This is a genomic window from Ruegeria sp. BHSA118 (assembly GCF_059613405.1).
Genome location: NZ_JBXWSM010000107.1, coordinates 1 through 9247 on the forward strand (window position 1 = coordinate 1; position 9247 = coordinate 9247).

Here is a 9247-nt window from a genome sequence, read left to right on the forward strand (position 1 = left end):
CATGATCCCCAAAGGATACTGAACAGGCATCTCCCAACCCGCAAAATCAACCATCTTGCCGCTCAACTCAACGTGAAGGTCATACAAGGGCGTGCGCTTCGGTGTGGTCATGATCCGGTCAACTTCCGATTATCCAAAGGTCAAAATGCATAACCGTCAGTCTGCCCCAAGCCGCATAGAATGCAATGATTCCACCCGGTTTTTAGTGAAACACCGATCCGAAGAAGAGGCGGTATACAGACGCATGCACCATGAATGTTCCTATAGGAAACTTTTTTCCGTTAGGCAACAACCCTTGTTTCCATCGCGTGAAATCCCTGGCGTCCGACCGGATGCCAGAGGGAAGGATTTCACCGTCAATACATTCCTTCTTCGGGATTTCTCGGCGCAAAGTGGCGTTTAGACAGAAAGGGACCGCACGGCACGCACCAGAACTTCGAGCCCCGCAATCAAATCGACCTCTGCCGTATCTTCTGCAAAATCATGGCTGATTCCGTCGATCGAGGGCGTGAACAACATCGCGACCGGCATCAGACGAGACACGTTGGTGGCATCGTGCAAGGCCCCCGAGGGCATTCTGCGCCACCGACCCGGTGCGACCTGTTCTGCACCGCGTTCAAGAGCGCGGCGCAAGGTCGGGTCCATGGCCACGGGATCCAGCCCCAGCATGGGGCCGTAATCCAAGCTCATCCCCAGTTGCTCAGCGGTCTCTTGTGCTGTCGCCCGAATGATTTCCTCCATCCGGGCCAAACGGTCTGCGTCAGCATCGCGCCATTGCATCGAAAATCGAACCCGTCCCGGCACGATGGACGAGGCGTTTGGATGCAGGTTGACCCGCCCGATGGTCCAGACCGTCTGCGGCGTGACGACATTGCGAAACCTCTCATTGAGGCGGGTGTTGAACAGGGACAGCGCCTGAAATGCGTCGCGGCGCAGGTGCATGGGGGTGGTGCCGGCGTGGTTCTGCTGACCTTCGAAGGTGATCGACATATCGCGGATGCCAACGATATCGGTGACGACCCCGACCTGGTCTCCGGACGCGTCCAAAGAGGGGCCCTGTTCGATATGCATCTCTATGAAGCCATTGAAACGGGACGGGTCCACGAAGCCCCGGGACAAGTCTGCCATGGAGGATCGGGCCTGGCCAAAGCTGACACCGGCCCCGTCGGTCAACACATCGGCTTTTTCCAGAGGCAACCCGCCCGACCAGACAGCAGAACCGGTGGTCACACCAAACCACCCCTCTTCGTCCTGAAAGCTGACAACTGAAATGGGACGGTCGACGGAACGTGCGATTTCCAGCGCGGCGATGACGCCAAGGGCGCCGTCCAGCCAGCCGCCCTCGGGCTGACTGTCGGAATGTGATCCCATCAGCAGCGAAGGGCCGGACGCCAATCCGAACAGGTTTCCCACCGGGTCAAACTGTGGGGTCAGGCCTGCTTCGCGCATACGTCCGGCAAGCCACTGGCGCGCAGCGATATCCGCTTCGGAATAGGCGGGGCGGACAACCCCCTTGCCCACTCCTGCGGCACCAAATTCACGCAACTTATGCAGGTCGGTCAGAAAACGCGTGTGGTCGACGGTCATAAACCCCTCCGAAGACTTGTTCGGGGCAAACCATAGCCAGAAACAGAAAAGGAGCGAGGTTTTTTTCGACAGGCGTGAAACCCCTCTGGCACAGGAGGGGAACCTGCCCTAAGACTTCGGCGCAAGAGGGACCGACATGTCACATATCACATTGGTGCGTCACGGGCAGGCAAACACAACGGCGCGGGACGAGGCAAGTTATGACAGACTCAGCGACTTGGGGCACCAGCAGGCGCGCTGGCTGGGAGCACATCTGCGTGACACCCGCAGCCACTATGCCCGGGTCTATTGCGGCACCCTGACCCGCCATGCCGAGACAGCGGACAGCATGGGATTGCACGATCCAATCCGTGACGCGCGACTGAACGAGATCGAATATTTCACGCTGGCGCAACTGTTCGAGGACCAACACGGCGTCGCGATTCCCACCGACCGCGAAGGTTTCGTCGAACACCTGCCCAGAACATTTGCGGCCTGGGCCAATGGCGAAATCCGGAACCCGCCGGAAACCTTCGAAGAATTCGAGACGCGCGTGCGCGACGCGCTGCGCGAGATCGGGACCGAGGGCGGACCGGCAATCGTCGTGACCTCGGGCGGGTTGATTTCAATGGTGGTGCGGCAGGCGATGGGGTTGGATATCCCGTCAATGGCACGGGTGGCCCTTGCCATCATGAACACGTCGATGCATCGTCTGCATCCGATTGGTGCTCAGCTGAGCCCGGTTCTTTTCAATGCCGTTCCGCATCTGGAAGCCCCTGATCGGCAATTCGCGCAGACCCACCTGTAACCAGATCGGAGACGCCTGATGCAGCTTTACTATGCACCCCGAACCATCTCGGTCGCTGTCGCGATTGCCCTGGAAGAAGCCGGGCTGGAATACGAAGCGATCAAGCTCGACTTCGCCGGGGGTGAACAGACGAAACCGGCTTACAAACAAATAAACCCCAAAGGCCGCGTTCCGGCGCTGGTGGTCGATGGCGGCATCCTGACCGAGACCGGCGCGTTGCTGGAATATATTGCGGCCAGGGCCCCCGAGGCCGGGCTGTTGCCGGCCGATCCGGTGATGGCTGCCCGGATGCGCGAAGTGATGTTCTACCTTGCTTCGACCATGCATGTGAACCACGCGCACAAGCTGCGCGGGCACCGCTGGGCCGACAAGAAATCCAGCTGGAAAGATATGAAGGACAAGGTCGCGCAGACGATGACCGCGTCCTGCGATTATATCTCGTCGAACGGCCTGCGTGGTCCATTTGTTCTGGGCGAGGCGTTCTCGCTGGCCGATGCCTATCTGTATGTGGTGTGCAGCTGGCTGGAAGGCGATGGCGTGGACGTTTCGGTCTTTCCCAAAATCGTCGCCTTCCGTGAGGCGATGGAGGCACGCCCTTCGGTTCAGGCAGTGCGTGCTGCCGGAATGCTCTGACAAAAGGAAATAAGATGACACATCTCTGGGTCCGGGCAGAACAGCGCCCGAACGAAGAACGGGTTGGGCTGACACCGGAAGGTGCCGCGGCGCTGATCGCGGCCGGCATCCACGTGACGGTCGAGGAAAGCCATGCCCGCGCCATTCCGATTGATGGCTACAAGGACGCCGGCTGCGCAATCGCGGCTGAGAATTCGTGGCCCGAAGCCCCGCTGGATGCGATCATCTTTGGCCTCAAGGAACTGCCCGAAGATGGCACCCCCCTGCCCCACCGCCACATCATGTTCGGCCACGCCTACAAGGGCCAGCATTCGGGCCATGCTCTGCTGGAACGGTTCAAGGCCGGCGGCGGCACGCTTTATGATCTGGAATACCTTGTGGATGAGGATGGTCGCCGGGTCGCCGCATTCGGCTATTGGGCCGGCTATGCGGGCGCGGCGGTGACGCTCAAGACCTGGGCGGCGCAGCAACGGGGCGAGATCTGCGACCCCGTCGGCGTCTATCCCGGCAAGGACGCGCTGAACGCCGAACTTCTGGCAGAATTGGACGCCACCGGCGCGCCCCGCCCCCGCGCCATCGTCATCGGCGCATTGGGAAGGGTCGGCACCGGCGCCTCGGACTTGTGTGAGGCTATGGGCGTCGCGGTCACCAAGTGGGACATGGCCGAAACCGCCAGCGGTGGGCCTTTCCCGGAAATCCTCGACCATGATCTGTTCCTGAACTGTATCTTCGCGCGCCCCGGAACGCCTGTCTTCGTCCCGCGCGAGGCGCTGACAGCCGCCCGCAACCTGACCGCCATCGGTGATGTGGCCTGCGACCCCGACAGCGACTACAACCCTGTGCCCGTCTATGACCGCGCCACCACATGGGAAGAACCCGCCCTGCGCGTGGCCACCGACCCGGTGATGGACGTGATGGCGATCGACAACCTGCCGTCGATGCTGCCGGTCGAAAGTTCGGAAGACTATGCCGCGCAACTGCTGCCGTCCTTGCTGACTCTGACCGATCTGGACAGCGGTGTCTGGGGCCGGGCAGAAGCAACCTACAAAACGCATATTGAAGGACTCTGAACGATGACCATTCATTGGTGTGGCACCGGCCTCTCGGCCATTCCCGGCCTGCGTCGCCTGATCGAAGGCGGCCATAAGGTCACTGTGTGGAACCGGACCGTCGACAAGGCCAGGGCCGAGGTCGGAGACCTGACCGACGACATTCGGGCGTTCGACATCGACGCGCTTGGCGCCGTACTGGAGAAGGGCGATGTGATCGTCTCGATGCTGCCTGGCGACTGGCATGTGCCGCTTGCGGAACTGGCGATTTCGAAACAGGCCAATTTCGTCTCGTCCTCGTACATCGCGCCCGAGATGCGCGCGCTGGACGACAAGGCACGTGAGGCCGGTGTCGCGCTGGTCAACGAGGTCGGGCTGGACCCGGGCATCGATCACCTGATGGCGCATGCCTTGATCGACGACTACCGCGCCTCCGACGCCTTCGACCCGAAAAACCACCTCAGCTTCATTTCCTATTGCGGCGGCATCCCCAAAACGCCCAACCCGTTCCGTTACAAATTCAGCTGGTCGCCGTTGGGCGTGTTGAAAGCATTGCGTTCGCCGTCGAAATCGATCCGCGATTACGCGCCGCTGGACGTTGCCCGCCCCTGGGATGCGATCAGCAGCTACATCGCGCCGCTGCCCACACCGGAGAGCTTCGAGGTCTACCCGAACCGCGACTCGATCCCCTTCATGGCGCAGTACCATTTCGAGGATCACTGGCCGGTCAAGGAATTCGTCCGCGGCACCCTGCGTCTGAACGGCTGGGCCGACGCGTGGTCGGATGTGTTCACCGAGATCGAAACGCTGTCCGGCCCGGAAGGGGATGCGCGTCTGAAAGAGATGTCGGACCAGTTCTGGGACGAAAACGCCTATGACGAAGGCGAGCCTGATCGTGTTGTGTTGTGCGTGGGATTGAAGGCCGAGAAAGACGGCGTCGAAGTCTGGCACAAGACCTATGTCATGGATGCCTGGGGCGACGAGCGTGGCACGGCGATGGCGCGTCTGGTGTCGATTCCGGTCTCACTTGCGGTCGAGGCCGTATTGAACCGCGCCATCCCGGCCGGTGTTCACGCGGCCCCCAGTGATCCCAAGCTGGTGCAGGGGTGGATGGGTGAAATCGACAAGCTGGCCCAGCATCTGCAAATCGTCAATCACACGGTCTGAACGCAATAAAGCCATTCCAGACTGCCTGGAATGGCTTTCATTGTTCCGCTTTACGCATGTTGTCCTCGTTCGGGTTTCCCTCACCCGGGCTTCAGATATACCGCTGGATGGTATCTTCGATATCACTGCGGTTGATGCCGAGCTCGGACAACTGATGATCGGTCAAAGCATTCAGATGCTGGGCTGCGCGGACAATATCAGGGCTGATTGAACGGATTCGCATGGCACGATCGAACAGCAATAGCGCACTGGCAGCCGGAGCCGGTTGATTGGTGGGCGGTATGACGTCAAACATTCTGGTAACCTCACTGACAGGCTTTTGGGGATTGGTTTCAGTTCACGCTGAATGCTTGATCACTGCCGGTATGGCTTGTTGTGATACACACTTTCATATGCGCGTCTTTTGATCTGATCCCGCTGGATGCCGATGTCGGCCAGTTGCACGTCATCAAGTTTTTCCAGATCCCGCACGGTTTTCGAAAAAATCCGGCGGCGGAAATGCTCGACCTTTGCTTCCGCATAGTTTGAAAACAGTCCGTCAAGCAGGCCACCCCGGCCTGCGAATGTTTGTGTATGTGACATGGCTTTCTCCTCCTGAACTTGATGTCTTTGTCTTCCTGACATCAGATCTGGGAAGGCTGCCTTAACGTTGCCAAACCGGTTCATTAAGGTTTGTTAAGACTGGTATGGAGGGAAAGCTTCGGCTGGACCGGCGCGTTGATTGCAATCTTAAATCCAAACCCGCGACAATCCTTTCAGTGGCGGATCAAGATAACGCGAATACCGAGCTGTCGCAGAAAACGCCCCTTTGCAGGCAGGTCACATCAGATCGTTTTCAACGTCCTCGGCTGATATCCCCAGCGCGTCCAGACCGTTCTCTAGGTGGTCTGACATGTGCGGAGTGCCGATCAGGTAGTCAGCGCAGGGGGTCGAGGCCTCGGCCTTGGCGGTGGCAATCGCTTCGGCCAGATCCTCGGCGAAAAAGCTCTCGCGGCCGATCCACATGATGGCAACCAGTTCGGCTTGCTCGTCTTCGCTCATACGTTCAATGAAGGCGCGCATTTCACCTTCTGCCCGGTTCAGCTCGCGCCCCATCATGGCAATCTGAGCGACCTTTCTTGCCGATATTTCCAACATGCATCAACTCCTTGTGTTCGCGGTTGTCATGCCATCACAATCACCGAACACCAGCCGAGTCTTTGATCTTACGCAAACAACGGCCCTCGTGCCGCGCACGCGAAATCGGCTGGTCCGGTACCGGTTGCCTGCGAAACGGGCGAAAGGTTGCTTTTTTCAGCCACAATCTGAACGCCTGCCAGACGATCAGCGCAAAGGTTCGCCGGGCGCCGAATGGCCGCCGCAGCAAAGACCACAGGATCACGCGGTTGGTCAGGGGTTGCCGCGGACCGGTCAGCGTCGCGATCAGCCCACCATCAGCGCGGCCGTAATCAATCCAGACACCGACCCGATCCGCGCGATAATCGAAGCGGAACGTATAGCTGCCTTCGATCTTCTGAAACGGTGAGACATGCATCAGCTTGTCCGCCACCACCCTGTCCGTCGGTTCGATGACCGAGAAATCGGGTTTGTGACACAGGTAACTGTGACGGGTGCCATAGGTATTGGTGACCTCGGCCACCACGGCATACAGGTGATCGCCGACGTCAAAACAGAACCAAAAACTGACGGGGTTGAAAACCTGCCCCAACACGCGCGGTTGTGTCAGCAACTTGAAACGCGCCGGTTGTTGCACCGACATTTCATCAAATCGCGCGCGCAGCCACCGGGCCCCTTCCCCATGACCCGGTTCTCCCCCATGATCGCTGGTGCGCCAGTTCGTGACATTTGCGCGATCAACCGAAAACAGCAAAGGGGTGTTCAGCTCTGCTTCGGGGTCCAGCAGGATGTAATCGACCGAGTATCGGAATGCATTCTCGATCGCCCCCTTGCGCCCGTGATAGGTATGACCCGCGATATGATCTATTTCCTGCGTCATCCGCTGCTTTCCGGCCTTCTCGTAAACGCCTTTAACTGCACTGATTTCCTTCAGATGCCGATAAACCTGATACGGGAATTTGCACAATTTGGATCATTATGTCCCGATAAAGTGATCCGGCTTGGGGAACGCGCCGTAATGCGGTTATGTTTACCGAGATCGATACCGTGACCTTGGACGAACCTGCGGCTGAACCGGCCGCCCTTCAGCCTCGGCGCGAAAAGAAAGGCATCAAGGGAAGACGGGTGAACGGAACCAACGGCAGGCGCGAGACCAGAACCGAATGGGTGGATCACGTCAGGCGCATCCGCGACGCGCAGGATCAGGCGGCATTTGCCGAGCTGTTCCAGCACTTCGCGCCACGGATCAAGGCGTTCCTGATGAAGTCAGGATCAGACGCCACGATGGCCGAAGAATGCGCGCAGGAAGTGATGGCGACCTTGTGGCACAAGGCCCATCTGTTCGACCCGACACGGGCAACGGTGGCCACCTGGGTATTCACCATCGCTCGGAACAAGCGCATTGACGTTCTGCGCAAGCAACGCCGCCCCGAACCCGACGAGTTGGGATGGGGTCCCGAGGCCGAGCCCGAGCAGGACGATGTCATCGCGCTGCAACAGGAAACCGCGCAGCTTCGCACCGCTTTGACGGCGTTGCCAGACGCGCAGAGAGAGCTGATCGAGAAAGCGTATTTCGGTGATCTGAGTCACCGCGAAATTGCGTCTCAGACCGGGTTGCCCCTGGGAACGATCAAATCACGAATTAGGCTGGCGCTGGACCGCTTGCGCCATGCAATGAACTGAGATGAGTACGATGAGTAAGTCGATCAAACATCACCTGACAGATGACCTGCTGATGGCATATGCCGCAGGCAGTCTGCCCGAGGCATTCGACCTGATGGTCGCGACGCATCTGTCGCTCTGCGACCATTGCCGTGCGCGGGCGGAAAGTTATGATGCCGTAGGTGGGCATATTCTGGAGGAACAGCCGGACTCCATCGCCATGAGTGATACATCTCTGGCCGCGACTATGGCGTTGATCTCCAAAGGCGCGCCGGCGGCCAAACCGGCGCGTCCGAACTGCTCGGTATTGCCGGCCCCGTTGCAGGATTATGTCGGCGGTACGGTTTCAGATATCCGATGGAAACCGATCGGTATGGGCGTCAAACAGGCCATTCTGCCAACCACAAGCGAGGCCTCGGCCCGGTTGCTGTTCATTCCAGCCGGAACGGCTGTACCAGATCATGGCCACAACGGAATAGAATTGACGATGGTGCTTCAGGGCGCATTCTCGGACGAAGTGGATCGCTTCGCCCGTGGCGATGTTGAGATAGCGGACGAGGATTTGAAACACACGCCCGTAGCGGACATTTCTGAAGACTGCATTTGTCTGGCAGTTACGGATGCACCGTTGAAATTCACCAAGCTGATGCCGCGCCTGTTCCAACCCTTCCTGCGCATCTGAAGTTGCCTGCGAGGCCCGCGTACGGCGTGTTTTGAAAGGAATGACCATGTTCGCAAGACTTGCAGTTTCCGCCCTTCTCGTTGCAATCGCGCCCGGCGTTTGGGCCCAAAAGTCGGCCGAGGTTCAGTTTCAGCCCGGCAATTTTGGCACCATGGTCAGTGGGACCATCGCAGGAGATGCGTATTTCGACTATACGCTGGGCGCCAAAGCCGGGCAGGAGATGTTTGCCGATCTTCAGGTCAGCGACACCAATGGCAACGGCGTGATCTATTTCAACATCCTGCCGCCGGGCAGCGATGGTGTCGCGATCTATAACGGGTCGATTGACGGCAATACGGCCCGGATCACCCTGCCCGACGATGGTGATTATACGATCCGCGTCTATCTGATGGGCAATGACAGGGATACCGGAAAAACCGTGGGGTACAATCTGGACCTGTCCATCCAGTAGATTTCAACCTTCGTGGCGGGCCAAGGGCACAACGCCGGTTTTGGCCTTGGTCTCGATTTCTTCAAAGTCGAAATTGTCCAATCGCTGCGCCCGGCGTCCAGCCTTTTCGGCAC

General features: G+C 59.1%; 12 protein-coding genes and 1 pseudogene. 7 read left to right on the top strand and 6 right to left on the bottom strand.

Translation table 11 applies throughout. The annotated features are described in order from the left end of the window. Positions 1-114: pseudogene (gene gcvT / locus AC2FNN_RS20475) on the bottom strand (glycine cleavage system aminomethyltransferase GcvT); the annotation flags it as partial. A gap of 285 nt (positions 115-399) precedes the next feature. After that, complete coding sequence (locus AC2FNN_RS20480; RefSeq protein WP_496760272.1) at positions 400-1587, bottom strand: Zn-dependent hydrolase; 1188 nt, start codon at positions 1585-1587, stop codon at positions 400-402. A gap of 136 nt (positions 1588-1723) precedes the next feature. Here AC2FNN_RS20480 and AC2FNN_RS20485 point away from each other — a divergent pair, with 136 nt between their 5' ends. The 4 genes from AC2FNN_RS20485 to AC2FNN_RS20500 are packed head-to-tail and all read left to right on the top strand — an operon-like array spanning position 1724 to position 5223. Continuing rightward, positions 1724-2374 (top strand): histidine phosphatase family protein, encoded by a 651-nt coding sequence (locus tag AC2FNN_RS20485; protein ID WP_496760273.1) that lies wholly within the window; start codon positions 1724-1726, stop codon positions 2372-2374. An 18-nt stretch (positions 2375-2392) separates the two neighbouring features. Continuing rightward, positions 2393-3007, top strand: coding sequence for a glutathione S-transferase family protein (locus tag AC2FNN_RS20490; protein WP_496760274.1), 615 nt, complete (start codon positions 2393-2395; stop codon positions 3005-3007). A gap of 14 nt (positions 3008-3021) precedes the next feature. Continuing rightward, entirely contained in the window at positions 3022-4077 is a 1056-nt protein-coding gene (locus AC2FNN_RS20495; RefSeq protein ID WP_496760275.1) for a saccharopine dehydrogenase, read from the top strand. A gap of 3 nt (positions 4078-4080) precedes the next feature. Next, positions 4081-5223, top strand: coding sequence for a saccharopine dehydrogenase family protein (locus tag AC2FNN_RS20500; protein WP_496760276.1), 1143 nt, complete (start codon positions 4081-4083; stop codon positions 5221-5223). Positions 5224-5314: 91 nt separating this feature from the next. Here the strand turns inward: AC2FNN_RS20500 and AC2FNN_RS20505 are convergent, their stop codons facing one another. From AC2FNN_RS20505 to AC2FNN_RS20520, 4 genes are all read right to left on the bottom strand, one after another. Further along, a complete protein-coding gene (locus AC2FNN_RS20505) occupies positions 5315-5518 on the bottom strand; it encodes a DUF1127 domain-containing protein (protein ID WP_171117238.1) in 204 nt (67 codons plus the stop codon). A gap of 59 nt (positions 5519-5577) precedes the next feature. Then, positions 5578-5805, bottom strand: a complete 228-nt coding sequence (locus AC2FNN_RS20510) for a YjiS-like domain-containing protein (RefSeq protein ID WP_496760277.1) — start codon at positions 5803-5805, stop codon at positions 5578-5580. Between the two features lie 237 nt (positions 5806-6042). Continuing rightward, complete coding sequence (locus AC2FNN_RS20515; protein ID WP_117871872.1) at positions 6043-6360, bottom strand: DUF3775 domain-containing protein; 318 nt, start codon at positions 6358-6360, stop codon at positions 6043-6045. Positions 6361-6400: 40 nt separating this feature from the next. Beyond that, a complete protein-coding gene (locus tag AC2FNN_RS20520; RefSeq protein WP_496760278.1) occupies positions 6401-7219 on the bottom strand; it encodes a DUF1365 domain-containing protein in 819 nt (272 codons plus the stop codon). Positions 7220-7365: 146 nt separating this feature from the next. Here AC2FNN_RS20520 and AC2FNN_RS20525 point away from each other — a divergent pair, with 146 nt between their 5' ends. The 3 genes from AC2FNN_RS20525 to AC2FNN_RS20535 are packed head-to-tail and all read left to right on the top strand — an operon-like array spanning position 7366 to position 9134. Next, the gene (locus tag AC2FNN_RS20525) at positions 7366-8022 is read left to right on the top strand and encodes a sigma-70 family RNA polymerase sigma factor (protein WP_496760279.1); all 657 of its coding nucleotides are present in this window, start codon (positions 7366-7368) and stop codon (positions 8020-8022) included. 10 nt (positions 8023-8032) lie between these two features. Next, entirely contained in the window at positions 8033-8683 is a 651-nt protein-coding gene (locus AC2FNN_RS20530; protein WP_496760280.1) for a ChrR family anti-sigma-E factor, read from the top strand. Between the two features lie 46 nt (positions 8684-8729). Beyond that, complete coding sequence (locus AC2FNN_RS20535; RefSeq protein ID WP_496760281.1) at positions 8730-9134, top strand: hypothetical protein; 405 nt, start codon at positions 8730-8732, stop codon at positions 9132-9134. Positions 9135-9247: the final 113 nt, after the last annotated feature.

Bases quoted from the DNA above. Each gene is read 5' to 3' on its own strand.
- AC2FNN_RS20520 (WP_496760278.1), bottom strand. From the start codon at position 7,219: ATGACGCAGGAAATAGATCATATCGCGGGTCATACCTATCACGGGCGC.
- AC2FNN_RS20495 (WP_496760275.1), top strand. From the start codon at position 3,022: ATGACACATCTCTGGGTCCGGGCAGAACAGCGCCCGAACGAAGAACGG.
- AC2FNN_RS20490 (WP_496760274.1), top strand. From the start codon at position 2,393: ATGCAGCTTTACTATGCACCCCGAACCATCTCGGTCGCTGTCGCGATT.
- AC2FNN_RS20525 (WP_496760279.1), top strand. From the start codon at position 7,366: ATGTTTACCGAGATCGATACCGTGACCTTGGACGAACCTGCGGCTGAA.
- AC2FNN_RS20500 (WP_496760276.1), top strand. From the start codon at position 4,081: ATGACCATTCATTGGTGTGGCACCGGCCTCTCGGCCATTCCCGGCCTG.
- AC2FNN_RS20480 (WP_496760272.1), bottom strand. From the start codon at position 1,587: ATGACCGTCGACCACACGCGTTTTCTGACCGACCTGCATAAGTTGCGT.
- AC2FNN_RS20485 (WP_496760273.1), top strand. From the start codon at position 1,724: ATGTCACATATCACATTGGTGCGTCACGGGCAGGCAAACACAACGGCG.
- AC2FNN_RS20505 (WP_171117238.1), bottom strand. From the start codon at position 5,518: ATGTTTGACGTCATACCGCCCACCAATCAACCGGCTCCGGCTGCCAGT.
- AC2FNN_RS20535 (WP_496760281.1), top strand. From the start codon at position 8,730: ATGTTCGCAAGACTTGCAGTTTCCGCCCTTCTCGTTGCAATCGCGCCC.
- AC2FNN_RS20510 (WP_496760277.1), bottom strand. From the start codon at position 5,805: ATGTCACATACACAAACATTCGCAGGCCGGGGTGGCCTGCTTGACGGA.
- AC2FNN_RS20515 (WP_117871872.1), bottom strand. From the start codon at position 6,360: ATGTTGGAAATATCGGCAAGAAAGGTCGCTCAGATTGCCATGATGGGG.
- AC2FNN_RS20530 (WP_496760280.1), top strand. From the start codon at position 8,033: ATGAGTAAGTCGATCAAACATCACCTGACAGATGACCTGCTGATGGCA.